Annotated in this window: 22 protein-coding genes, 1 tRNA gene and 1 other RNA gene; 20 read left to right on the forward strand and 4 right to left on the reverse strand. The window is 68.3% G+C overall.

Going from position 1 to position 24,696, the window contains the following annotated elements; genetic code table 11:
- Positions 1-6: 6 nt before the first annotated feature.
- The 5 genes from A6A40_RS08145 to A6A40_RS08165 all read left to right on the forward strand — a co-directional run bounded on the left by A6A40_RS08145 (position 7) and on the right by A6A40_RS08165 (position 2,495).
- The gene (locus tag A6A40_RS08145; protein ID WP_063634958.1) at positions 7-414 is read left to right on the forward strand and encodes a hypothetical protein; all 408 of its coding nucleotides are present in this window, start codon (positions 7-9) and stop codon (positions 412-414) included.
- A 134-nt stretch (positions 415-548) separates the two neighbouring features.
- Positions 549-941 carry an NADH:ubiquinone oxidoreductase subunit NDUFA12 gene (locus A6A40_RS08150; protein WP_063634959.1) on the forward strand — a complete coding sequence of 131 codons (393 nt, stop codon included), beginning with the start codon at positions 549-551 and terminating at the stop codon, positions 939-941.
- 92 nt (positions 942-1,033) lie between these two features.
- On the forward strand, positions 1,034-1,555 hold the full coding sequence (gene mlaD / locus A6A40_RS08155; protein WP_063634960.1) for an outer membrane lipid asymmetry maintenance protein MlaD: 522 nt from the start codon (positions 1,034-1,036) through the stop codon (positions 1,553-1,555).
- A gap of 112 nt (positions 1,556-1,667) precedes the next feature.
- Positions 1,668-1,937: a hypothetical protein gene (locus tag A6A40_RS08160; protein ID WP_108546643.1), complete on the forward strand. Its 270-nt coding sequence runs from the start codon at positions 1,668-1,670 to the stop codon at positions 1,935-1,937.
- A gap of 153 nt (positions 1,938-2,090) precedes the next feature.
- A complete protein-coding gene (locus A6A40_RS08165) occupies positions 2,091-2,495 on the forward strand; it encodes a DUF2155 domain-containing protein (RefSeq protein WP_236783609.1) in 405 nt (134 codons plus the stop codon).
- A gap of 230 nt (positions 2,496-2,725) precedes the next feature.
- Here the strand turns inward: A6A40_RS08165 and A6A40_RS08170 are convergent, their stop codons facing one another.
- Entirely contained in the window at positions 2,726-3,388 is a 663-nt protein-coding gene (locus A6A40_RS08170; protein ID WP_063634962.1) for an alpha/beta hydrolase, read from the reverse strand.
- A 344-nt stretch (positions 3,389-3,732) separates the two neighbouring features.
- Here A6A40_RS08170 and epsC point away from each other — a divergent pair, with 344 nt between their 5' ends.
- From epsC to A6A40_RS08210, 8 genes are all read left to right on the forward strand, one after another.
- A complete protein-coding gene (epsC, locus tag A6A40_RS08175; protein ID WP_063634963.1) occupies positions 3,733-4,527 on the forward strand; it encodes a serine O-acetyltransferase EpsC in 795 nt (264 codons plus the stop codon).
- Positions 4,524-5,009 carry an Rrf2 family transcriptional regulator gene (locus A6A40_RS08180; protein ID WP_063634964.1) on the forward strand — a complete coding sequence of 162 codons (486 nt, stop codon included), beginning with the start codon at positions 4,524-4,526 and terminating at the stop codon, positions 5,007-5,009. The genes epsC and A6A40_RS08180 overlap by 4 nt, the downstream gene beginning before the upstream one ends.
- A gap of 35 nt (positions 5,010-5,044) precedes the next feature.
- A complete protein-coding gene (locus tag A6A40_RS08185) occupies positions 5,045-6,184 on the forward strand; it encodes a cysteine desulfurase family protein (protein ID WP_063634965.1) in 1,140 nt (379 codons plus the stop codon).
- 201 nt (positions 6,185-6,385) lie between these two features.
- Positions 6,386-7,075, forward strand: coding sequence for a hypothetical protein (locus tag A6A40_RS08190; protein WP_063634966.1), 690 nt, complete (start codon positions 6,386-6,388; stop codon positions 7,073-7,075).
- A 53-nt stretch (positions 7,076-7,128) separates the two neighbouring features.
- Positions 7,129-7,458, forward strand: a complete 330-nt coding sequence (locus A6A40_RS08195) for a ferredoxin family 2Fe-2S iron-sulfur cluster binding protein (RefSeq protein ID WP_014248228.1) — start codon at positions 7,129-7,131, stop codon at positions 7,456-7,458.
- A 129-nt stretch (positions 7,459-7,587) separates the two neighbouring features.
- Positions 7,588-8,751 (forward strand): tRNA 2-thiouridine(34) synthase MnmA, encoded by a 1,164-nt coding sequence (gene mnmA, locus A6A40_RS08200; RefSeq protein WP_063634967.1) that lies wholly within the window; start codon positions 7,588-7,590, stop codon positions 8,749-8,751.
- A gap of 168 nt (positions 8,752-8,919) precedes the next feature.
- Positions 8,920-8,994 (forward strand) — tRNA-Met (locus tag A6A40_RS08205).
- 125 nt (positions 8,995-9,119) lie between these two features.
- On the forward strand, positions 9,120-10,382 hold the full coding sequence (locus A6A40_RS08210; RefSeq protein ID WP_063634968.1) for a tetratricopeptide repeat protein: 1,263 nt from the start codon (positions 9,120-9,122) through the stop codon (positions 10,380-10,382).
- A gap of 7 nt (positions 10,383-10,389) precedes the next feature.
- Here the strand turns inward: A6A40_RS08210 and A6A40_RS08215 are convergent, their stop codons facing one another.
- Positions 10,390-11,304 carry a GGDEF domain-containing protein gene (locus A6A40_RS08215; protein WP_063634969.1) on the reverse strand — a complete coding sequence of 305 codons (915 nt, stop codon included), beginning with the start codon at positions 11,302-11,304 and terminating at the stop codon, positions 10,390-10,392.
- 258 nt (positions 11,305-11,562) lie between these two features.
- On the opposite strand from A6A40_RS08215, the gene A6A40_RS08220 reads away from it, so the two are divergent.
- Entirely contained in the window at positions 11,563-13,503 is a 1,941-nt protein-coding gene (locus tag A6A40_RS08220; RefSeq protein WP_063634970.1) for a sigma-54-dependent Fis family transcriptional regulator, read from the forward strand.
- Positions 13,504-13,678: 175 nt separating this feature from the next.
- Here A6A40_RS08220 and A6A40_RS08225 read toward each other — a convergent pair whose 3' ends face one another.
- Both A6A40_RS08225 and A6A40_RS08230 read right to left on the reverse strand, forming a co-directional pair.
- Positions 13,679-17,347 carry a hydantoinase B/oxoprolinase family protein gene (locus A6A40_RS08225; RefSeq protein ID WP_063634971.1) on the reverse strand — a complete coding sequence of 1,223 codons (3,669 nt, stop codon included), beginning with the start codon at positions 17,345-17,347 and terminating at the stop codon, positions 13,679-13,681.
- Between the two features lie 200 nt (positions 17,348-17,547).
- Entirely contained in the window at positions 17,548-18,141 is a 594-nt protein-coding gene (locus tag A6A40_RS08230) for a GNAT family N-acetyltransferase (RefSeq protein ID WP_236783610.1), read from the reverse strand.
- A 294-nt stretch (positions 18,142-18,435) separates the two neighbouring features.
- Between A6A40_RS08230 and A6A40_RS08235 the strand changes: the two genes are divergently transcribed.
- The 6 genes from A6A40_RS08235 to rnpB all read left to right on the forward strand — a co-directional run bounded on the left by A6A40_RS08235 (position 18,436) and on the right by rnpB (position 24,498).
- Positions 18,436-19,215 (forward strand): J domain-containing protein, encoded by a 780-nt coding sequence (locus tag A6A40_RS08235; protein WP_063634973.1) that lies wholly within the window; start codon positions 18,436-18,438, stop codon positions 19,213-19,215.
- Positions 19,216-19,345: 130 nt separating this feature from the next.
- Positions 19,346-20,482 carry a hypothetical protein gene (locus A6A40_RS08240; protein WP_063634974.1) on the forward strand — a complete coding sequence of 379 codons (1,137 nt, stop codon included), beginning with the start codon at positions 19,346-19,348 and terminating at the stop codon, positions 20,480-20,482.
- A 122-nt stretch (positions 20,483-20,604) separates the two neighbouring features.
- The gene (locus tag A6A40_RS08245; RefSeq protein WP_063634975.1) at positions 20,605-22,431 is read left to right on the forward strand and encodes an ATP-binding cassette domain-containing protein; all 1,827 of its coding nucleotides are present in this window, start codon (positions 20,605-20,607) and stop codon (positions 22,429-22,431) included.
- Positions 22,428-23,306, forward strand: coding sequence for a DMT family transporter (locus A6A40_RS08250; RefSeq protein WP_063634976.1), 879 nt, complete (start codon positions 22,428-22,430; stop codon positions 23,304-23,306). Before A6A40_RS08245 ends, A6A40_RS08250 begins: the two co-directional genes overlap by 4 nt.
- Entirely contained in the window at positions 23,303-24,010 is a 708-nt protein-coding gene (locus tag A6A40_RS08255; RefSeq protein WP_063634977.1) for an N-acetylmuramoyl-L-alanine amidase, read from the forward strand. The genes A6A40_RS08250 and A6A40_RS08255 overlap by 4 nt, the downstream gene beginning before the upstream one ends.
- A gap of 86 nt (positions 24,011-24,096) precedes the next feature.
- Positions 24,097-24,498, forward strand: an RNA gene (rnpB, locus tag A6A40_RS08260) — RNase P RNA component class A.
- Positions 24,499-24,696: the final 198 nt, after the last annotated feature.

Below are 24,696 nucleotides of genomic sequence, written 5' to 3' on the forward strand. Positions count from 1 at the left end.
AACCCCATGAGCGACGGTCCCGCCCCCTCCTCTTCCGGTCTCCCCATCGGCCACGGCCTTGCCGCGGCACTGTTCGGTGGCATTCTGCTGGTGTGGGCGGGGCTGATGGGACTGTCGCTGCAGCGCGCCGCCCTGCCGGATGCGACCGACGGCATGATGCTGGCGGTCTTCTCCCCCGGCACCAGCGACGCCGAGGCAATGACGGCGATGGTGCGGGCGGGGGGAGAGCCGGTGCGCTCCACCTGGCTCGGATTCGCCTGGGTCGCCCGCGGGACGGGGCCTGGATTCGTCGGCCGGCTGAAGGCGGAGGGCGCTATCGCGGCGTTCGGCGAGCTTCCGGTCGGCCCAACGCTGGGCGGCTGTACCGCGACCCCGGTCGATACTGCGAAGATCGCCGCGACCCGCCTGCAATAGGCCCCGCTTTCCACCCTGTGGAGCAGCTTGGGCCGTACCAACGGTGGACGCGCGTCCCTTGCGGTGTCATAGTGCGGCCCGCATTCGACCAGCCCCGTGTCCGCGGGGCCAGACTCCGGAATTCGTGAGCGACGATGAGCGAGCCGATCTCCCTGTTCACCAAACTGGCGAACATCCACATCCGTTACGTCACGTGGCGTCGGGGCGCCAAGGTCGGCAGCGACCGCTTCGGCAACGTCTATTACCGCAGCAAGGACACCCAGCCCGGCACGCGTGAGCGCCGCTGGGTCCTGTATGCCGGTGAGCCCGACGCCTCCAAGATCCCGCCGGAATGGCACGGCTGGCTGCACCACACCACCAAGGAACCGCTGCCCGAGGGGTCGAGCGCCTTCCACAAGCCCTGGCAGAAGGAACATCTGCCCAACATGTCGGGCTCGGTCCAGGCCTATCGCCCGCCCGGCCACGTTCTGGCCGGCGGCAAGCGCGTGCCTGCCACCGGGGATTACGAGCCCTGGACGCCGAGCTGATCCCTGCCAAGGACTGACCCTCACGTCAGAGCGGAAAGCCCGGCCCCTTTCGGGCCGGGTTTCGTTTCTGGAATTCGCAGCAGGAAAGCTCTATGCGCCGGAATGTGATCGAAACCGTGCTGGGCGGCGTCGTGCTCGCCGTGGCCGCCGTGTTCCTTGCCTTCGCCTACAAAAGCGCCGATCTGCGCAAGGTGCAGGGCTATGACATCACCGCCAACTTCACCAGCATCACAGGCCTGCAGGGCGGTGCCGACGTCCGCATCAGCGGCGTGAAGGTCGGCACCGTCACCGGACTGTCGCTCGACCCCACCAGCTATCAGGCTGTGGTTCATCTGTCTGTCGACAATTCGGTGAAGCTGCCGAAGGACACCGCGGCGGTCATCGCGTCTGAAAGCCTGCTGGGCGGCAAGTTCCTGTCGCTGGAGCCGGGCGGCGATTCCGACATGATCAAGCCCAACGGCAAGATCGAGTTCACGCAGAGCACGCCGGGCCTGGAACAGCTGCTGGGTCAGGTCATCTTCTCGCTGCAGAGCATGAGCAAGCCGGGCGACTCGTCGAACGGCCAGGCTTCCCAGGCGCCGGGCCAGGCACCCGCCCAACCGCCGAAGCTCTGACAAGAAGCAGTGGCGTGGCCGGAACCAGCGGCCGCGCTCGAGCGTTCCTCCCGGTATCCGGATGGCGGCCGCCAAGCGGGCGCCCCCGGATCACCAAGCAGGAGGAACTGAGATGCGTCTCCCCCACATGGCCGTGTTCGGTCTGGCCCTGGCGACCGCCGCCTGTGGCGCCGACATGGAAGAGAAATCCGCCAGCGGCGGGCTCGGCGGCGCTGCCGCGGGAGCCGTTGTCGGCGGGCCGGTGGGCGCGGTCGTCGGTGCCGCGGCTGGGGCCGGGGCCGGGGCGGCGACCCAGAAGATCCAAGACCGTAACGATGCGCAGAGCGGCAGCGGCTCCACCCACAGCGCCCCTGCGTCGCGCAGCAGCGTTACCACGCGCTGAACCATCACCCACGCACAACCCATCCCGGCGTCCCCACCACTGGACGCTGCCCCTGCTTCCGGGCTAGAACGCGGTGCGCCCCCGGCAGAACCAACACCGATAGGCAGGTCCCGGCCGCGAGGGCGCCGTCCGCAACAACGGAAGCGATCCGACGTGACGCGACTCTCGAGATGTTTGCGGCCAGCCGCCCGGCTGATGGGTGCCGCTGCGGTCCTGGTCCCGCTGGCGGTTCAGGCCGCCCCGATCCCGAACCAGATGCTGGAGCGGCCGGCGGCAAAACTGCAATGGCTGGACAAGGTGACCGCGCGAACTTCCACCTTCACCATGAAGGTGGGGGAGACGAAGGCGATGAGCAGCCTTCGCATCACGCTGCGCGCCTGCCGCGAGAACCCGCCGATCGAAACGCCGGAGTCCGCCGCCTTCCTGGAGGTAACGGAGATCAAGCCCGGCGAGCAGGCGGAACAGGTCTTCAGTGGCTGGATGTTCGCCTCCAGCCCCGCCCTGTCGGCGATGGAAAACCCGATCTACGACGTGTGGGTTCTGGGCTGCGAGCAGTGAGGTGTGGGGGGAGGGTCGGGCTTATTGCCCCCTCCCCATCCCTCCCCCGCTTTGCGGTGGAGGGGGCAGGAACTTTGCGAGAGTGTGACGCTGTCACCATGCGGCGGCAGTTCCCTCTCCCTCGAAGCTCTCGCACAAAGCTAGCTTTGTGCTGACGCGACAGGCGGACCATAGGTCCGCTGAGAGCGGGGGAGGGTTAGGGAGGGGGCATCCGCCGCGGAACCTCCCCTTTACTCCGCCACCGCCGCGATCGGGTTGCCCAGCGCCTTGTCCAGATAGTCGTCGACCTGCGTCGCAAGATCGTCGGTTCGATTGACGAAGAAGTGGCTGGCACCGGGGACCACGCGGTGGTCGATGCGGATGTCCTTCTGGTGCGACAGCTTGGTCACCAGCTTGGTCACTGCAGCCTGGGGCACCACCTCGTCCTTGTCGCCATGGATGATCAGGCCGGAGGACGGGCACGGCGCCAGGAAGGAGAAGTCGAACAGGTTGGCCGGCGGCGAGACCGAGACGAAGCCGTCGATCTCCGGACGGCGCATCAGCAGCTGCATGCCGATCCAGGCGCCGAACGACACGCCTCCGATCCAGCAGACCGGCGCGTTGGGATTGTGGGTCTGCAGCCAGTCCAGCGCCGCCGCGGCGTCGGCCAGTTCCCCCTCCCCCTTGTCGTAGGTGCCCTGGCTGCGCCCGACACCGCGGAAATTGAAGCGGAGCGCCGAATAACCGCGCTTGGTGAAGGACTGGAACAGGGTGAAGACCACCTTGTTGTTCATCGTCCCATTGTGCTGCGGGTGCGGGTGCAACAGCAGCGCGACCGGGGCGTTCGGCTGCTTGCCATGGGTGTAACGGCCTTCCAGGCGACCGGCGGGACCGTTGAAGAGCACTTCAGGCATGGGAACGACGTTCCTGACGCAGACAAAGGGTTATTGGAACCGCCGCGGCGACCAACCGGAGATGAACCGGCCTGCCGCCCCGACGCAGGGGGCCTTACGAGCCCGTCACGGATTTTCCCGCATTGGAGTGGGGTTTTTCGCACACAATTCTTGACCGTTTTGCTTGGTCATCATATATGCGTCGTAACGTCCTCCGGGGCAACCCGCCTGACCCACCCGATCGGCCCAGCGCCAGCAGGACCGGCCGGAAAACCGGGTCCATGCCGGCCGGATCCGCAGGGTTCCGGACCCGAAGGTCCCGAACCGCCAGGTTCCGACAGGCCGAAGCCGGGCGCGGGCGGCCGATGAGAGCGGCGGACTATACCACGGCGGGTGATGGCGTGTTCAAGCATCTTCGCGAAGAGATCGACGGGATCATGGCGCGCGACCCCGCGGCGCGGTCCCGGATCGAGGTCGCGCTCTGCTACCCTGGATTTCATGCGATCGTGCTCCACCGCATTGCCCGGCGTGCCCGCGACGCCGGCTGGCACCTGACCGCCCGCCTCGTCTCGCAGATCGCCCGCTCGCTGACGGGCATCGAAATCCATCCCGGCGCCACCATCGGCCGCCGCTTCTTCATCGACCATGGCATGGGCGTCGTGATCGGCGAAACGGCGGAAATCGGCGACGATGTCATGCTCTATCATGGGGTGACGCTGGGCGGCACCTCGCTCAATCAGGGCAAGCGCCATCCGACACTGGGCGACGGCGTGATCGTCGGCGCCGGCGCCAAGATCCTGGGCGCCATCACCATCGGGCGCGGCGCGCGCATCGGCGCCAATGCCGTTGTGGTGGCCGACGTGCCGGCCGACACCGCGGTCGTCGGCATCCCGGCCAAGCCCGTCGCTCCGCGTGACCGGGCGGAAACGCGCAAATTCATGCCTTACGGCACCCCCTGCGGCGAGATCCCCGATCCGGTTGCCCGCGCGCTGTCCGGCCTGCTCGATCAGGTGACGGCGCTGCAAAGCCGTATCGGCGAACTGGAGGCGGCGAACCCGCCATCGACCGCCGCCGTACTTTCCCGTTCAACACCCACACCGCTGGAAGCGGTGGCGTCCCACCCCGTCGGGATGCAAGATGCCCAAGGAGATCCGCGATGAGACTCAGCACCAAGGGACGCTATGCCGTGATGGCGATGGTCGATCTGGCCGCCACCAGCCAGGGCAGCCCGGTCGCGCTGGCGGACATCGCGGAACGGCAGGAGATCTCGCTGTCCTACCTGGAGCAGCTGTTCGCCAAGCTGCGCAAGGGCGGGCTGGTCAAGAGCGTGCGCGGTCCCGGCGGCGGCTATCTGCTGGCCCATCCGGCCGATGCCACGCGGGTGTCCGACATCATCCTGGCGGTGGACGAGCCGATCCGCACCACCCGCTGCGCCAATGGCACGCCGCAGGGCTGCCGCACCAACCGCTCGCGGTGCCTGACCCACGACCTGTGGGAGGAGCTGGGCAACCAGATCCATATGTATCTCAGCTCCGTCACCGTAGCCGACGTGGTGGAACGGCGCATCATCGGCACCAGCGGACTGACCCTGCTGCGTCCGGCCCCGGCCGCCGACAGCGCCGCGGCGGCGGCAGCCGAGTGAAGACGACCCTTTCCGGACGCGAGCACGCCTGAAAAGTGACCATTCTGCCCGTCACCCCGTTCCGGCGGACCGGAGTCTATCTCGACCACAACGCCACCGCCCCGCTGAAGCCGGAGGTGAAGGCGGCGATGGGTCAGGCAATGGATCTGGTCGGCAACCCGTCGTCCGTGCATGCCTTCGGTCGCAGCGCCCGGCGCGCGGTGGAGGAGGCGCGCACCGCCGTTGCCGCGCTCGCCGGAGTCAAGCCGGCACAGGTGCTGTTCACCGGCAGCGGAACGGAGGCCAGCAACTTCGCGCTGCGCGGCTTCGCCGGCCGCCGGGTGGTGACCTCGGTCATCGAGCATGAATCGGTGTTGGCCGCCCGCCCCGACGCGGAGCGTTTCGGCGCAACCCGCGACGGCGTGGCCGACCTGGAGGAGTTGGAGCACAGGCTGGCCGGCGCGACCGGACCCGCGCTGGTCTCGCTGATGCTCGTCAACAACGAGACCGGGGTGATCCAGCCGGTGGCGGATGCCGCCCGGATCGCCCATGCCCATGGCGCACTGGTCCATTGCGACGCGGTGCAGGCGGCAGGCCGGTTGCCCTTGTCGCTGTCCGGCCTCGGCGTGGACCTGATGACGCTGTCGGCCCACAAGCTGGGCGGCCCGACCGGCGTCGGCGCCCTGATCCTCGCCGAAGGGTTGGAGCCCGACGCGCTGATCCGCGGCGGCGGGCAGGAGCGGCGCAAGCGGGCCGGCACCGAGAACCTCTTGGGCATCGTCGGCTTCGGCGCCGCTGCCCGTCTTGCGCTCGACGGGCTGGCGGATGCCGCCGATCTCGCGGTTCTGCGCGACAGGCTTGAGCGGGAAGCGCTGGCCGCCATGCCGCGCGCCCGCGTGATGGGCGCCGGTGCGGCGCGCGTCGCCAACACCAGCTGCCTGATGCTGCCCGGCCTGCCCGGAGAAACCCAGGTGATGACGCTCGACCTCGCCGGAGTGGCGGTCAGCGCCGGCTCGGCCTGCTCCAGCGGCAAGGTGAGGCCGTCCCATGTGCTGGCCGCGATGGGCGAGGATGACCGGTCCGCCGCCAGCGCAATCCGCGTCAGTCTGGGCTGGACCACCGACGACGAGGCGGTCGACCGCTTCCTGACGGCCTGGACTGCAATGGCACGACGAAGCGCTCCCGCAGATGACTGACAGTCCCCCGACCGCAGCATGGCTGCGCGACCATCTGTCTCCCATCCGGAAAGCCTGCATTCGCGCATTGCGCCGGATGCGGCTTCTGGGTATGACGCCGCGGAAGGCCTCTATGATGTCGGGCCGGATGGCGGCGGGGGCATGATGTCGGGTACACCATCCTATCGGCCGAGCCTTTCGGCGTTTTGACGGACAGCGCGCATGACCCGTTCCAAATCCGGCCCGCCCGGCAACAGCAGCGGCGGAATTTCCGGCGCCATCGCCGGCGATCTGGAGCCCTGCGGCACCTGCGGCCGCTCGGTGGCGCCGCGCGCCCTGTTCTGCCACGCCTGCGGTGCGGCACAGCCGCCGCGGCCTCTCGACCCCTTCACCCGGCTGGGGATGGAGCGGCGTTTCGACATCGATCTGGAACAGCTGTCGAAGCAGCACGCCGGCTTCACCCGCGCCATGGATCCCGAGCGCTTCGCGGCCCGCGGCCCGCGCCAGCAGGCCAACGCCAAGGCCCAGGTCGATGCCCTGCGCGAGGCCTACGAGGTGCTGCGCGATCCCATCCGCCGCGCCCATGCGCTGCTGTCGCTGTTGGGTGGCACGCCGGCCGCGAGCGATGAAGCCGGGAATGGCGATGAGGAGATCGCGGACCTCGCCGTCCGCCTGAGCCGCGCGGAAGACGCGCTGGAGTTGGACCGCATCGGTCTGGATCTCGGCCAGCGGATCGAAGCCTGCATCAAGTATCTCGCCCCCGCCTTCCGCAAGGCCCAGACGGCCTCCGGCCCGGACAGCCCGCCGGCCACCGACGGCGCCGCCCGCATCCTGGCCCGGCTGGAGCGGCTGGAGGCGCTGGCCGCCGACGTCCGCAGCCGCCGCGCCGCCCGGACGCCACCGCGCCCCTGACCCAGCCCACTCAACCAACACCCGCTAGGCAACCTTAGAAGAACGAGGACCCCATGCCCAAGATGACCTTCATCGAGCCCGATGGCAGCCGCCGCGAGGTGGACGCCCCGCTCGGCCTGTCCGTGCTGGAGATCGCGCACAAGAACAGCCTGGACCTGGAAGGCGCCTGCGAGGGCTCGCTGGCCTGCTCCACCTGCCATGTCGTCATCGAGCCGGAATGGTTCGATGTCCTGCCGGAAGCGCAGGAGGACGAGGAGGACATGCTGGACCTCGCCTTCGGCCTGACCAAGACCTCGCGGCTCGGCTGCCAGATCATCATGACCGAAGAGTTGGACGGCCTGGTCGTCCGCCTGCCGGGCGGCAGCAACAACGCGATGAAGTAACGGCACGGGGAAACCCTGTTCCGGCCGCCGGGGACGGCGTCAGACGACGCAAGACCCGGCGGCCCCTTTCCCCGCCCCTGTTTCGATTTCCTACTTTCCCGGGCGCCTGCCCGTACCATATAGGGCGCCATGAACTCCCTCGGTCTATCGAAGCGCCCCCAGGACACCCGCGTCGTCGTCGCGATGTCCGGCGGGGTTGATTCCTCCGTCACCGCCGCCGTGCTGCGGGAGGAGGGCTATGACGTCGTCGGCATCACGCTGCAGCTTTACGACCACGGCCTCGCCTTGCAAAAGCCGGGCGCCTGCTGCGCCGGCCAGGACATCTACGACGCCCGTCAGGTCGCCGACCGCATCGGCATCCCGCATTACGTCCTGGATTACGAGGGCCGCTTCAGCCAGGACGTGATGGACGATTTCGCCGACAGCTATCTGCGCGGCGAGACGCCGATCCCCTGCGTTCGCTGCAACCAGCGTGTCAAGTTCCGCGACCTGCTGAACACCGCCCGCGACCTGGGCGCCGACGCACTCGCCACCGGCCACTACGTCCGCCGCATCGCCGGACCGCAGGGCGCCGAATTGCACCGCGCCGTCGATCCAGCCAAGGACCAGAGCTATTTCCTGTTCGCCACCACGCGCGAACAGCTGGAGTTCCTGCGCTTCCCGCTGGGCGGCCTGACCAAGCCGGAGACCCGCGCCTTGGCCGAGCGCCACGGGTTGGAGGTGGCGGCCAAACCCGACAGCCAGGACATCTGTTTCGTCCCCAACGGCAATTATGCCGAGGTTGTGGCGAAGCTGCGCCCCGGCTCCGTCGAGCCCGGCGACATCGTCCATGTCGACGGCCGCGTCCTGGGCCGCCACAAGGGCGTCGTCCACTACACGGTCGGCCAGCGCAAGGGGCTGGGCATCGGCGGCATCCGCGGCCAGGAGGAGGAGGCGCTCTACGTCGTCCGCCTGGAGCCCGCCCGCCGCCGCGTCGTCGTCGGCCCGCGCCGCGACCTCGCCCGCTCGCTGGTGATGGTGCGCGACGTGAACTGGCTCGGTCCCGATCTCGCCGACGGGGCTGGGATCGAGGTGGCGGTGAAGCTGCGGTCTGCCCAGCCGGCGGCCCCCGCTGTATGGCGCGCCGGTCCCGACGGCACCGCGCGGGTCGAGTTGCAGGCGCCCCAGCATGGCATCGCCCCCGGTCAGGCCTGCGTCGTCTACCAGGGCGACCGCGTGCTGGGCGGCGGCTGGATTTCTGGTACCGCCGGAGGTGTGGCCGAGGGCACTGAGGTGGGTGAAACGGTGGCTTGAATCAGGGGGTTATGCGGTTTTCTGCCGACCGGTCGAAAAAAAACGCACCCCCCGAAAATTCCGCGTTGACAGGCCAAGTCGCCCTATCCTATATAGCGGCTCCCGGCGGCAACGACGGGACACGATGGTAGCCACGGCGGCGGAAACGCCAACAACGGCGAACACGATGGCAGCGTAGCTCAGTGGTAGAGCAGGGGAATCATAATCCCTTGGTCGGGGGTTCAAATCCCTCCGCTGCTACCATCATTCAAAAAGCCCACCAAGCCACTCGCTTGGTGGGCTTTTTCAATTTCGGTACTTCGTCCGCTGTTGGCGGCGAAAATGACTGCTCGGCATGAGCTATCGACAGGCGATGAGCGAGAACGGCCATGATCCCAGATTTCAGCGAAGAGGAAGCGTCTTTCCGCGCCGCGCTGGCAGCCGATCCCGGGAATGACGAAGCCCGGCTGAATCTGGGCAATGCCTTGTTCTACCAAGGCCGCTTCACCGAGGCCGAGCCGCTCTTCGACGCCGTCGCACGCCGTCATCCCGACCATCCCATGGTTCTGCTCAACTACACCGGGCTGCTGGGGATGATCGGTCGCCGCAACGAGGGATTGACCCTGGCGCGCAAGAGTGCGCGCCACTTCGCCCAGCGGGCGGATCTTGCGCTCACGCACGCCTCCAATCTCCTGACCCTTGGCGCCTTCGAGGAGGCTGAGGCCTTCTGCACGCGCGTCCTGGCGCGTTTTCCGGCCGCGCGCGGACTGTTGCACGACAGGGGAACCGCCCGCCTTTATCTCGGCAAGTGGGTGGCGGCATGGCGTGACCTTGAAAACAGACCGGACGGTCCGCACGCCCGGCCCATGCCCGAGGGGTTCAGCAGCTGGACGGGGCAGCGCACCACCCAGCCCCTGGTGATCGAAATGGAGCAGGGTCTGGGAGATGGGGTTCTGTTCCTGCGCTATCTTGCCGATGTCGCCGGACGCGCCGACGACGTGACGGTGATCGCGCGGCCCGCCCTGCACCGGCTTGTCAGGAAGGCTCTGCCTTCGGCGCGCACGATCACCTTCGACGACGCGCTCGTCGGAGGTGGGCTTTATGCCCGCAGCGGCAGCCTCCCCCATCTTCTGGGACAGGCGAAGCCCGTTTCCGCCCCCTACCTCACATTCACCGCCGAAGACGTGGCCGAAGGACTCGGCAGCCTGAAGCTGGGCGCCGCCAACCCGGTGTTCGGCGTGGCGTGGTCCACGCGCTCGTCCACCACGACATCGGCACTTCGCTCGCTCCCGATCTCCTCGCTCAGACCACTTGTCGCGGCGGGAATCACGCTGGTCGCGCTTCAACTCACGGATCCGGCCGAGGCTGCGGAGTTGGAGGAGATGGGGATACATCGCCTGCCGCCGGGCTCCGATCTTCTCGATGTGGCGACCGTGACCGCCGGCCTTACCGGCGTGATCAGTATCGATACGGTCCATGCACATATTGCAGGCGCCGTGGGCACGCCACTGATCCTGTCGCACGGCCCCCAATTGGACTGGCGTTGGCCTCCCGGCCGGGAGAACACCTGGTATCAGGCGGTCACCATATTCCGGGCTGCGGGATGGCCCCAATACGCGAAACAGTTCCAGACCATCGCTGACCGGCTTTGACGCTCCCCTACCCAGCCATCGACTTCGGCAGTGCGATCTGCGGTTCGACCTCAACCCGGTTGCGGCCGGCGTTCTTGGCGCGGTAGAGCGCGGTGTCGGCGCGGGCCAGCAGGGATTCGATGCCGGTGTCGGTCGCGTTCAGCCAGCTTAGTCCAAGACTGACGGTCAGGTGCAGTTCACCGCCGTCCTCTCGCTGAACCGGTTGGGCGGCGATCGCCTGACGCAGGCGCTGGGCAGCAGCGAAGGCGTTGACCGGCGGGGTTTCGGGCATCACCACGGCGAATTCCTCGCCACCCAGGCGGCCGATGAGGTCACAGGACCGCAGGGTGTCCTTGCAGGCGCGCACGGTGCTGCGGATCGCCTCGTCGCCGGTGGCGTGGCCATGGGTGTCGTTGACCCGCTTGAAATGGTCGATGTCCAGCATCACCACCGACAGCGGGCGCTCGTATCGTCGCGAGCGGACAACCTCTTCGGCCCCCCTCTCCAGAAAGCGGCGGCGGTTCATGGCACCGGTCAGGGCGTCGGTGGTCGCCAGCCGCTCCAGGTCGCGCTGCATCGCCACCACACGCGAGGCTGCCAGCAGGCGGGCCGCCGTCCATTTCCAGTCCAGGGGCTTGCGCAGGAACTCGTCGGCGCCGGCCTCCACCAACTCATGGAACTGGTCGGTCATGCTGCCGGGAATCATCAGGATCAGGTAGAGATGGCGAAGGCCCTGGGCGGTGCGCAGATGCCAGCACAGTTCAATTCCCGTCATGTCGGCCAGACGGATGTCGGCCATCACCACGTCGAACCGCTCACTCGCCATCGCTTCGATGGCGGCAGCCCCACTGTGGACCACGCTGGTGGCATAGCCGAGCTTGTTCAGCTCATACACCATCATGGTCAGGTGGCGCGGCGAATCGTCGACTATCAGAATCCGCAAGTCGGGTGCTCCCGGCGATCACATCCCGTTTATGGAGCATGAAGCCGGACGTGTGCAAATCTCCTTAACATCATGTCGCCGGCCGATAACGAAACTCCAATGCGTCATACGCAAATATGCCGGCCTCCGGACCGATCCATGCGCCGCGGGCCCGGCGTCATGCTTTTGCACATGTTGCTTATGGAGGCGCCCGGTTGGTACTGTCCCTTCCAATTATGTTCGCAGGACAAGCGGACGAATTCTGCGGGAGGCACGACCATGGACAGCGCACGCGCGGCCCACATCGATGAACTCGTCCGTGTCTCCGCAGGCGTGCCGTCAGTCCGCGACGCGATCATCGAAAGCTCCTGGCGCCGCTGCGTCATCGACCACAAGCTGGACCCCACCATCGGGCGCGAGGCGCACATCCTGCCGCAGGAGCGGCTGCGCGAGCATCGCGACGCGATGGACGAATTCCTGCGCATGGCCCGCTTCGGGCTGGAGGCGCTGTACCGGCAGGTGGCCGGCATGGGCTATGTCCTGCTGCTGACCGACAGCAACGGCGTCACGGTCGACTTCATCGGCGATCCGACCTTCGACAACCATCTGCGCCGGGCCGGGCTGTATCTCGGGTCCGACTGGAACGAGGGGCATGCCGGCACATGCGCGGTCGGCACCTGCATCGCGACGGCCCAGGCACTGACCGTGCACCAGACCGACCATTTCGACGCCACCCACATCCCGCTGACCTGCACCGCCGCGCCCGTGTTCGACAGCGGGGGAGAACTGGCGGCCGTGCTGGACATCTCCGCCCTGCATTCGCCGGAACCGAAGATCAGCCAATATCTGGCGCTGCAGATGGTGAAGGCCTATGTCCACAAGATCGAAACTGCCAACCTTTACAACAACTTCCGCCGCGACTGGGTGGTGAAGCTGTCGGCATCGCAGGAGTTCGCGGAGGTCGATCCCGACTTCGTCCTTGCGCTGGACGGCGGCGGCCGGGTGGTCGGCTTCAACCACAAGGCCCATGATCTGCTGGCGGAGGACGGCGTGTCGCCGCTCGGCCGCTCCTTCGCCGATCTGTTCGACTGCGAGGTTGACGATCTGGTCCGCTTCGTCCGCGCCCTGCCGACCGAACAGCGCACGCTGCGCCTGCGCCGCACGGGCCTGCCGCTGTTCGCCCAGGCGATGCCGCCGCCTGCCATCTCCCTGCCCCGCAACCACCCCCACGACCACGGGAACGATCCGCTGCCGGAGCCGCTGCGCGTGGTATCCGGCGGCGACCCGGCGCTTAAGGCGGTGCTGACGCGGGCGGCCAAGCTGGTCAACACCCGGATGAGCCTGCTGATCCATGGCGAGACCGGCACCGGCAAGGAACATCTGGCCAAGGCCCTGCACAAGTCCAGCATCCGCCGCAACAAGCCCTTCGTCGCCGTCAACTGTGCCGCCTTGCCGGAAAACCTGATCGAGAGCGAGCTGTTCGGCTACGAGCCCGGCTCCTTCACCGGGGCGACGGCCCGCGGCAAGAAAGGGCTGATCCTGGAGGCCGATGGCGGCACCCTGTTCCTGGACGAGATCGGCGACATGCCGCTGTCGTCACAGACCCGCCTGCTGCGCGTCCTGGCCGAGCGGGAGGTGACACCGATCGGCAGGACCAAGGCGGTCTCGGTTGATGTCCGCGTCATCGGCGCCACCCACCGCGATCTGGTCGATCTGGTCAAGGCCGGCAAATTCCGCGACGACCTGTACTTTCGTCTCAATGGCGCGGTGTTCACCGTGCCGCCGCTCCGCCAGCGCGGCGACCTCGACTGGCTGATCGAACGGCTGCTGGCCGAGCGGGCGGAGCGTGACGGCGTCGGCTATCGCCTGACTCCGGCGGCGCTCGCGGCTCTGCGCGGCCACGGTTGGCCCGGCAATGTGCGCGAACTGGTGAACGCGCTGGACTATGCCTGCGCGGTCAGCGACGGCGGGTTGATCGACCTCGCCGACCTTCCGGAGCCCGTGCAGCACAACGGCCTGTTCCGGGCCTGGCCGGAGGAGGAGGCGGAGGCAGCGGAAATGGCGGTGGCAAAAGAGGATCCCGCCGCGCGGCTGCGCGAGACGCTGCGGCGGCACCATTGGAACGTGTCGGCGACGGCGCGGGCACTGGGAGTCGACCGGTCGACCGTCCACCGGCAGATGCACCGCTTCGGCATCGTGGCGCCGCATCGGGCGGAGTGAGGGGGCGGTAGCGGTTGCCCCCTCCCCATCCCTCCCCATCCCTCCCCCGCTTCGCGGGAGAGGGGGTTGGACGCTTGTAGAGCTTCAGCAAAGGACGGCGGCAGTCCCCTCTCCCGCCATAGCGGGGGAGGGTTAGGGAGGGGGCATAACGCTCCTAACGCTCCCAATCACCCTACTATCCCACCGCCCCATATCCGCCGCCGCCCGGCGTCTCCACCACCAGGGCGTCGCCCGGCCGCATCGCGGTGCTGTCCTGGGAGGCCAGCTCCTGCACGCTGCCGTCGGTGCGCTGGACCCAGGTCCGGCCGACGGCACCATCGGCACCGCCCTTCAAGCCGAAGGGAGCGATCTTGCGGTGGTTGGCCAGGATGGCGGCGGTCATCGGCTCCAGGAAGCGCAGGCGGCGGATCACGCCGTCGCCGCCGCGCCAGCGCCCTGCCCCTCCCGAGCCGCGGCGGATGCGGAAGCTCTCCACCAGCACCGGGAAGCGCCATTCCAGCACTTCCGGATCGGTCAGGCGCGAGTTGGTCATGTGGGTCTGCACCGCATCGGTGCCGCTGAAGCCGCTGCCGGCTCCCGACCCGCCGCAGACCGTCTCGTAATACTGGTGCCACTCGTTGCCGAAGGTGGTGTTGTTCATCGTCCCCTGGGCAGAGGCCATCACCCCCAATGCGCCGAACAGCGCATCGACGATGCACTGGCTGGTCTCCACATTGCCGGCCACGACCGCGGCGGGCGGGTTGGGCGACAGCATGGAGCCCGGCGGAATGACGATCTCGATGGGGCGCAGGCAGCCCTCGTTCATCGGGATCTCGTCATCCACCAGGCAGCGGAAGACATACAGCACCGCAGCCCGGCAGACCGCCGAGGGGGCATTGAAGTTGTTGGTCAGCTGTGTGCTGGTCCCGGAGAAATCGACCATCGCCGAGCGGGCGGCATGGTCGATCGACACCCGCAGCTTGATGACCGCGCCGTTGTCCAAGGTCACTGCGAAATCGCCGTCGCTCAGCACGCCGATGGCGCGGCGGACCTGCTCCTCGGCATTGTCCTGGACGTGACGCATATAGGCGGCGACGGTGGACAGGCCGTGCAGGCGGACGACGCGGTGCAGCTCGCGGGTCCCCTGCTCGTTCGCCGCGACCTGCGCCTTCAGGTCGCCGATGTTCTGCGCCGGGTTGCGCGCCGGATGCGGGCCGGAACGCAGCAGTTCAAGCATGGCCTCTTCGCGGAACTGGCCGTTCTCGACCAGCGGCACGCAGTCCAGCAGCACGCCCTCGTCGGCGATGATCTTGCTGTCCGGCGGCATGGAGCCGGGGGTGATGCCGCCGACGTCGGCATGATGGCCGCGCGAAGCGACGAAGAACAGCAGGTCCTTGCCGGCCTCGTCGAACACCGGCGAGACGACGGTGATGTCCGGCAGATGCGTGCCGCCGTGATAGGGATCGTTCAGCGCGAAGCTCTCGCCAGCGGTGAATTTGCCGTCACGGCGCTGGATGACCGCGCGCACGCTCTCGCCCATCGAACCCAGATGGACGGGCATGTGGGGAGCGTTGGCGATCAGCCCGCCCTCGCGGTCGAACAGGGCGCAGGAAAAGTCGAGCCGCTCCTTGATGTTCACCGAGCGGGCGGTCTTCTCCAATGTCACGCCCATCCGTTCGGCAATGGACATGAACAGGTTGTTGAAGACCTCCAGCATCACCGGATCGACCTTCGCTCCGCCCTTGATGCCGGCCGCCTGACGCTGGGCCGCCGGCTCCAGCCGGGTCAGCACCAGATGGTTCTTGCGGGTGACTTCCGCCATCCAGCCGGGCTCGACCACGGTGGTGGAGACCGCTTCGGCCAGGATCGCCGGACCGACCACACGGTTGCCGGGCTGAAGCTGCCGGCGGTCGTAGAGCGGCGCCTCGCGGCGCTGACCAGCGCTGTGGATGGCGACGGTGGCGAGCCGGCGCGGCAGCACCGCGGTGGTGGCGGGACGCTCCGGATCCTCCAGCACGTCGGTCAGGCCGACCGCTTCCAGCGTCACGGATTCGACCTCCAGCGCGGTGCCGGGGGTGAGGAAGCCGTAGCGGCGGCGGTGCGCCTCCTCGAACGCCTTGGTCATCGCCACCTTCGACCCGAAGGCGACGGTCAGGGTGGTGTCGGACCCGGCGGCCTTCAGATGGACGCGGCGGTTGATCGCCTGCCGGCCGGCCTCGACGCCCTGGCGGGCCAGCTCCGCCCGTCCCTCGGTCTCCAGGTCGGTGAACAGCATGGTCAGCCGGTCGACCACGGCATCGCTCAAGGGGCCTTCCACCGCGCGCTCGCGGATGGCGACGGTATCGGCCAGACCGATGCCATAGGCGGACAGCACGCCGGCCTGCGGGTGCAGGAACACCCGCGTCATGCCGAGCGCATCGGCGACGGCGCAGACATGCTGGCCCGCTGCCCCGCCGAAGCCGTTCAGCGTGTAGCCGGTGACGTCATAGCCGCGCTCGACCGAAATCTTCTTGATCGCATTGGCCATATTATCGACGGCGATGCGCAGGAAGCCTTCGGCGACCTCCTGCGGGGTCATCGTCGTGCCGAGCTTGGCGTTGACGGTGGCCGCGAGTTCGGTGAAGCGGGCCTTCACCACCTCGGCATCCAGCGGCTGGTCGCCGTTGGGGCCGAAGACATGGGGGAAGAAGCGCGGCTGGATCTTGCCGACCATCACGTTGCAGTCGGTGACGGTCAGCGGCCCGCCGCGGCGGTAGCAGGCCGGACCGGGATTGGCGCCGGCGCTGTCCGGCCCGACGCGGAAGCGGGTGCCGTCGAAGACGCAGAGCGAACCGCCGCCGGCCGCCACCGTGTGGATGTGCATCATCGGCGCCCGCACCCGCACGCCGGCCACCACCGCGTCGAAGGCGCGCTCATACTCGCCGGCATAGTGCGACACGTCGGTCGAGGTGCCGCCCATGTCGAAGCCGATGACCCGGTCGAAGCCGGCCATGCCGGCGGTGCGCACAGCCCCCACCACGCCGCCGGCCGGGCCGGAGAGGATGGCGTCCTTGCCCTGGAAGCGACGGGCGTCGGTCAGACCGCCGTTGGACTGCATGAACATCAGCGGCACCGGCGTGCCGTCGACACTGAGGTCGTTGGCGACCCGGTCGACATAGCGGCGCAGCACCGGTGACAGATAGGCGTCGGCCACCGTGGTGTCGCCGCGGCCGACCAGCTTCATCAGCGGGCTGACCAGATGGCTGACCGAGACCTGGGTGAAGCCGACGGCACGGGCCAGCGAGGCGACCTGCCGCTCATGCTCCGGATAGCGGTAACCGTGCATCAACACGATGGCGGCGGCGCGGAAACCCTTGCGGTAGGCCTCTTCCAGACCGCGGCGGACGGCATGCAGATCGACCGGCTTCAACACGCGGCCATCGGCCATCACCCGTTCCGGCACCTCCACCACATGGGAATAGAGCTGGTCGGGAAGATGAATCTGGCGGGCGAAGATCTTCGGGCGGGCCTGGTGGCCGATGCGCAGCTGATCGCCCAGCCCTTCGGTGATCAGCAGGACGGTCGGCTCGCCCTTGCGTTCCAGCAGGGCGTTGGTGGCAACGGTGGTGCCCATCTTCACCACCTCCACCGTGTCAGGCGGAATCGGCTGGCCGGGCTTCAGGCCCAGCAGCTCGCGGATGCCCTGGACGGCTGCGTCGGCATAGCGCTCCGGATTTTCCGACAGCAGCTTGTGTGTGACGACCGACCCGTCCGGCCGCCGGCCGACGATGTCGGTGAAGGTGCCGCCGCGATCGATCCAGAACTGCCATCGGGCGGGTTTGACCTCCGCCGCCCCGCCCACCGCCGCGCCTTGAGTCTCAGCCATCGTCGTCGCACCCGCCCAATCCCCGCGCGGCAACCGCACCGCGCGTGGGCCGGAGTTTCGCGATCCGGCAGCGAATTTCAACCGCCAGCGTGCCCCGCGCCCTTCCGGCGAACCAACAAGACAGGCGGACGCGGCGGAAAGAACACAGGATCATCGGTGAAGCGGCTCGGCGGTCGAGCGGCGAGCCGCTGTCCTTTCGGTCAGGCGGCGAGCCGCTCCGGCCGGACGCCGGGCAGGCGGCTCAGGATGGCGTTGCCGGACAGGATGCTGTTGAAGGCTCCGCTGCCGTCCTCCAGCGCTTCCAGAGCGAGGGAGAACTGGTTGGGCGGCGGCAGCTCGAACAGTGCCGCGACCTCACCGCTGTCCAACGCCAGCCGCCCACCGAACCGGCGGGCCAGGGCACGCATGCGGACATTCCCCGCCAGACACATCATGTGGACATGGCGGATGCCGCGGTTGCGGGCGACGGTCAGGATGCGGCGGACCAGCGTGCTGCCGACGCCCTTGCCCTGCAGTCCCGATTCGACGCTGATGCCGAACTCGGCCTGATCGGGCCAGAGGATACGGTCGCCGCACAGCTCCACGGCTCCGCGCAGGACGCCGTCCTCGAACGCCCCCAGCAGCACCGTCCGGCCCCAGTCGATGGCCGCGCAATGGCGCTCCACCGCCTCGTCCGACAGCGTGCCGGTGAAGCGGGCATGGCGGTCGCCACGGTCCAGACGGAGGAGATGCGCCCGGTACTGCGGCAACTCGGTCGGCATGATCTTGCGGATGACAGGCATGGCTCTGCTCACGGTTCTCGAAATCCGAAAACGCATTCGCGCAGAACGTTTTTCCCCAGAACCCGGCGCCGCACCCCGTGACAAGCGTTTGGCGGTCGCCGTTGTTATCCAAACCGGCGCTCTCTGCGGCGCCCTATATTGCAGTGCAACATGGCGTTCTCGGCGGAATTCGCAAGCGCTTATTAGAAATTCGCAATGCGAACAATGCTGGTATGTTGCGGGCGCGCCACAGTTGGACGATAACCATACGGCGGCTATGCTGCCGGCCGATGGGATGACGGGCGAGCGGAACGCGGAAGGCGAAGCATGAGCATCTGGGGCAGGATCCTGAGCAGCGCGGCCGGCCTGTTCAGCGGCGGGCCGCTGGGCAGCCTTCTCGGCGGGCTTGCCGGGCAGGCGGTGGACCTGTGGTCTCCCTGCGGCCCCGGCGACCAGCGCAAGGCCATGACCGATACGGAGGCCGAGGAGGCCAAGCAGACCGTCGCCTTCACCATCGGCGTGATCGCGCTTGCCGCCAAGATGGCGCGGGCCGACGGCGTGGTGAAGCGGGTGGAGGTCGACACCTTCAAGCGGCTGTTCCGCGTCCCGGCCGACGAACTCGCCAATGTGGGCCGCGTCTTCGACCTTGCCCGCCGCGACACCCATGGCTTCGAGGAGTATGCCCGCCAGATCGCCAACCTGTTCGAGGACAGGCACGCGGTGCTGGAAGAGCTGCTCGACAGCCTGCTGCTGATCGCCGAAGCCGACGACGAGCTGCATGAGACGGAGGTGGAGTATCTGCGCGCCATCGCCGTGATCTTCGGATTCGACGAGGCGGAATTCCGCCGCATCGTCGCCGGACACCACATCGCCGGCGGCCCGATGGACTCGGACCCCTATGCGGTGCTGGGCGTGCCGCGCACGGCCGGTGACGAGGCGATCAAGGCCGCCCACCGTGCGCTGGTGCGCGAACACCATCCCGACCGGCTGATCGCCCAGGGCATGCCGCAGGAATTCGTGAATCTGGCCACACAGAAGCTCGCGCTGGTCAACGCCGCCTATGACCGCATCCGCCGCCAACGGGAAGGTAGCGCCGCCCTGCTCTAGCATGTCGCGATTCGTCACCAGATGACCATATTTTAAATTGCTTTTCCGTGGTCTTCGTCCCGTTTCTTGACCTATCGTTCCCGGTTGGGGCGGGTGACCGGTTGCCCGCATGCTTTGGGAACGACGCGACATGCAACGCACGATCATCCGAACGATCTTCGCTGCAGCTTTGGGAACCACACTGGCGGCAGGAACGCTCAGCGTCGCTCAGGCGCAGACCACATCCATCGACAGCCCGGTGGTTCTGGGCCAGCCGCTGGCGCTGAACATGGGAGCGCCGCCGTCCGGCACCGACTGCCCGACCCAGGCCGCGGCATTGAACGCGCAAGCGCTGGTCCTGGTCGTCAACGGCCAGACCATCCCCGGCGCCCGCGCCAGCTTCGGCTGCTCGGCCAAGGGCGAACTGGTCGGCACCGCTTCCACCTCCATCGCCGGCAACGGTGACGACGCAGCCCAGCGGCGGGCGGCATGGCAAACCGCCTTCAGCGGCTTCTTCAGCCTCGCCGGAACCAAGACCCTGCCGGTCGCCTTCGGTCCGGCCACCGGCGGCATCAGCACCGCACCGAAGCTGGTCGCCATCAAGGGAGCCAGCGACCGCGACCTCGGGCTGGCCGGCCTGTGGTTCGCCCTGGTGGCGGCGGGGTTCCTGTTCGCCTTCTTCCGCCATTTCGGCCGCATGGACTCGATCACCCCGGTGGAGGGCGTACCGATGCCGGTCAACTACCGGCCGCCCTACAGCCTCGCCCGCTTCCAGCTTCTGTGGTGGAGCGGGATCGTCACCGCCTCCTACGTCGCCATCCTGACCATCACCGGATCGATGGACACCGTCACCACCGGCACCATGGCACTGATGGGAATCGTCGGCGGCACCTCCGTGCTGGCCGCCTTCCAGGACCGCCGGCCGGGTGACGACGAGACCCGGCGCCAGCAACATGCCGCCGCCTATCGCGCCGCTGCAGCGGCCACCCCGCCCGATCAGGCGACGATGGCCGCCAGCCTGAACGAGGTCTATCCGCCAACGCAGGGATGGCTGGCCGACCTGCTGAGCGACGCCGCCGGCTACAACATCCACCGGCTGCAACTGCTGGCCTGGACCATGGTGCTGGGCATCACCTTCCTCTACGAGGTCACCCGCACGCTGGGCATGCCGGAGCTGTCGGCCAACCTGCTGGCCCTGACCGGCATCAGCAACGGCACCTACTTCGGCTTCAAGATGCAGGAGCAGCAGGTCGCGACGCCGACGGCGCCGGTTCCGGCGGCCGGCTGAGGAATGGTCGCGCCCGGCTCTGCCGGACGCAACCCGCCCACCCGTTTTTCCGGGTCGCGGTGAAGGGGGACTGCGCGCTATAACCCTCCCCTTCCCTCGATTTTCCGGCGCACGAACGGTCCATGGCTCCTCCCGCACCCATCACGGCGCTCCAGGGCGTCTCCGTCACCTTCGGCGGCCGTCCGCTGTTCGACGGCATCGACCTGTCCATCGCCCGCGGCGACCGCGCCTGTCTGGTCGGCCGCAACGGGTCGGGCAAGTCGACGCTGATGAAGGTGCTGGCCGGGATGATCCACCCCGACGGCGGCACCGTCTTCGTCCAGCCGGGCGCCCGCATCGCCTATCTGCCGCAGGAGCCGGACTTCACCGGCTGCGCCACCGTCCACGACTATGTCGTGCAGGGCCTGCCCGCCGACGAGCAGGACGAGGCGCACCGGGTCGACGCGGTGCTGGACCGGCTGCAGGTGGACGGCAGCCTCGACCCCCGCACCCTGTCGGGCGGCGAATCGCGCCGCACGGCGCTGGCCCGAACGCTGGTCGGCAACCCCGACGTCATGCTGCTGGACGAGCCGACCAACCACCTCGACCTCCCCACCATCGAGTGGCTGGAGGAGGAACTGCTGTCCTTCCGCGGCGGGCTGCTGCTGATCAGCCACGACCGCGCCTTCCTGAACCGGCTGGCCAAGCGCACGCTGTGGCTGGACCGCGGCACGGTGCGCGCCACCGACCGCGGCTTCGCCGAGTTCGAGAGCTGGCAGGCGGAGGTGTTCGAGGCGGAGGAGGCCGCGGCCCACAAGCTGGACCGCAAGATCGAAAGCGAGATGAAGTGGCTGCGCGAGGGCATTTCCGCCCGGCGCACCCGCAACATGGGGCGCGTGCGCAACCTGCTGGACCTGCGCGCCGGGCGGGCGGAGCAGATCAAGGGCGGCCAGCAGGCCAAGCTCGCCATCGCCGAGGCGGAGCGCGGCGGCCGGCTGGTGATCGAGGCGACCGGAATCGCCAAGGGCTTCGACACGCCCGACGGCCGCAAGACCATCGTGAAGAACTTCTCCACCCGCATCCTGCGCGGCGACCGGGTGGGTCTGATCGGGCCGAACGGCGCCGGCAAGTCCACACTGCTGAAGATGCTGACCGGGCAGCTCGACCCCGACGAGGGCACGGTGAGGCTCGGCACCAACCTCGACACCGCCTATTTCGACCAGCGGCGCGAGGGGCTGGACCCGGAGGACACCATCCGCAAGGTGCTGTGCCCCTTCGGCGGCGACGCGGTGATGGTCAACGGCGTGTCGCGCCATGTCGCCGGCTACATCAAGGACTTCCTGTTCGACACCCGGCAGCTGGACAGCCCGGTGAAGGCGCTGTCGGGCGGCGAGCGCAACCGGTTGCTGCTGGCCCGGCTGTTCGCCAAGCCCAGCAACATGATGATCCTCGACGAGCCGACCAACGACCTCGACATGGACACGCTGGACCTGCTCGAGGACGTGCTGGGCGACTATCAGGGCACGCTGCTGCTGGTCAGCCACGACCGCGATTTCCTCGACCGGCTGGTGACCGCCACCATCGCGCTGGAAGGCGACGGCACCGCCACCGAATATGCCGGCGGCTATTCGGACTATCTGGTGCAGCGCCCGGCCAAGGCGGCCCCCGTCGCCGTAGCCAAGCCGAAGCCTGCCGCCACGCCGACCGCCGTCGCCAAGCCGCGCGGCAAGCTGAGCTACAAGGACCAGCGCGAACTGGACGAGCTGCCGGCCCGCATGGATGGGCTGGGGGCGGAGATCGCCAAGCTGGAGAAGGCGCTGGCCGACCCCGATCTGTTCACCCGCGATCCCGCCAAATTCCAGAAGACCAGCGAGCAGCTGCATGCCAGGCAGGCCGACCTCGCCGCGGCGGAGGAGCGCTGGCTGGAGTTGGAAGCGATGCGCGAGGAGTTGGAAGGCGGCCGGGCATGAGTTTCGCCCACACGCTCCAGGCGCTGGTGGTGATGGCGCTGTGGGGGCTGAACTTCGTCGTGGCGAAATGGGCACTGGCGGAATTTCCGCCGCTGTTCGTCATGGTCCTGCGCTTTGCCCTGGTGGCGGTGCTGATCATCCCCTTCTTCCGCATGCCGCGCGACAAGCTGTGGAAGATCGCGCTCTTGTCGGTGACGCTCGGCAGCATCCATTTCCCGATGATGTTCACCGGGCTGCAGGGGATCGACGCCGCCACCGCCTCGCTGGCGGCGCAGGCGCAAGTGCCTTTCTCCTCGCTGCTGGCAGCGGTGGTGTTCAAGGACAAGCTGGGCTGGCGCCGCGGCATCGGCATGGCCGCCGCCTTCGCCGGTGTGGCGGTGATCGCGGGCGAGCCGAGGCTGGGCGAGTCGCTCTATTCGCTGCTGCTGATCCTGGCGGCGAGCTTCGCCTTCGCGGTGGCGAGCGTGCAGATGAAGCTGATCGGCGCGGTGAACGGATTCGCCGTCAACGGCTGGATGGCTCTCTTCGCCATGCCGCAGCTGCTGGTCCTGTCGCTGCTGCTGGAGCATGGGCAGATGGAGGCGCTCGCCAATTCCACCTGGGTGGGGTGGGCGTCGATCCTCTACATGGCCGTCGCCGTCACCATCATCGCCTATGGGCTGTGGTATCCGCTGCTCGGCCGCTACTCCGTCAACCAGACCATGCCATACCTGCTCACCGTGCCGGTCTTCGGCGTCGCGTCGGGCGCGCTGCTGATGGGGGATCCGCTGACGATCAATCTCGCCATCGGCGGACTGCTGACCATCGGCGGAGTCGCGGTGATCGTCCGGCGCGGGCCGAAGGCTGTCAACGAGACCGTGACGAATCCGACATGAGCGCCTTCCGCCGGATCGACCTCCCCTCTCCCAACCACGGCCCGCGGGCCGATGGCGCACGGGCGGAGCTGCTGATCCTGCACTACACCGGCATGCCGACCGCGGCCGACGCGCTGAACCGGCTGTGCGACCCGGCGGCCCAGGTCAGCGCCCATTACACGGTGGACGAGGACGGCACCGTCTACGCCCATGTGCCGGAGGATCGGCGCGCCTGGCATGCCGGCCGGTCGAGCTGGCGCGGGGCGGAGGACGTCAACAGCCGCTCCATCGGCGTCGAGATCGTCAACCCCGGCCACGAGTTCGGCTACCGCCCCTTCCCGCCCGCGCAGATGGCGGCGGTGGCGGAGCTGTGCCGAGGCATCCTGGAGCGCCACGGGATCGCCCCTGCCGATGTGCTGGGCCACAGCGACGTGGCGCCCGCCCGCAAGGAGGATCCGGGCGAACTGTTCGACTGGCCGGGCCTTGCCACCCAGGGGATCGGGCTCTGGCCCACGCCGTCCCAAGCCGACGACGGTCCCTTCAGCGATGCCCCCGTCACCAACGCCGAAATCGGCGCCCTGCTGGGACGCTATGGGTACGACCCGGCCGAACCGCGGGCGCTGCTGGCCTTCCAGCGCCATTTCCATCCCGACTGTCTGACCGGCACCCCGGATGCCGAGACGGTGCGGCGCCTGCGCGCGCTGCTGCGGCTGACGGGGCGGTGATGGCACCCGCGGTTCCTCCGATCGATTGAACCGCCGCTTGATTTGGGATTTGCCCCCACCGCCGCTTCTCTATATGAACGGTCGCGCCAGATGGCCGGATGGCCGCCTTCGGTTTCGACCGGGGGAGGAAAGTCCGGGCTCCACGGAAACACGGTGCCGGCTAACGGCCGGCGGGGGCGACCCTAGGGAAAGTGCCACAGAAAGCAAACCGCCGGCGTTTCGACGCAGGTAAGGGTGAAAGGGTGCGGTAAGAGCGCACCGCGGACCCGGCAACGGGGACGGCACGGTAAACCCCACCGGGAGCAAGACCGAATAGGAGCGGCCCGACCACCGTCCCCGCAACGGGACGGGCGTGGGTCAAGCGCGTTTCCGCGCCGCCGCTCGGGTTGGTCGCGCGAGGCGTCCGGGCAACCGGCGTCCCAGACGAATGGCCATCGCCTGCCCCTCGGGGCGGGATACAAAACCCGGCTTACAGGCCATCTGGCGCTTTTCCCATCGCATTTCCCGGTCCATCCCGGTTCGGGCCGCCGTCCTGGGCGCATGAATCCCATGGCGCCCCATGGCGGGACCCTTTTGCCCCCGCACCGCCCGGTCGCCCGCCCGGTCGGTTGATCCCGCATGGGACGGCATGGGCGCTTTCCAACCTCATCCACAGGCCTGACACAGGGTGGGCGTCATCCGTCATC

This window comes from Azospirillum humicireducens, from assembly GCF_001639105.2.
Classification (GTDB): domain Bacteria; phylum Pseudomonadota; class Alphaproteobacteria; order Azospirillales; family Azospirillaceae; genus Azospirillum; species Azospirillum humicireducens.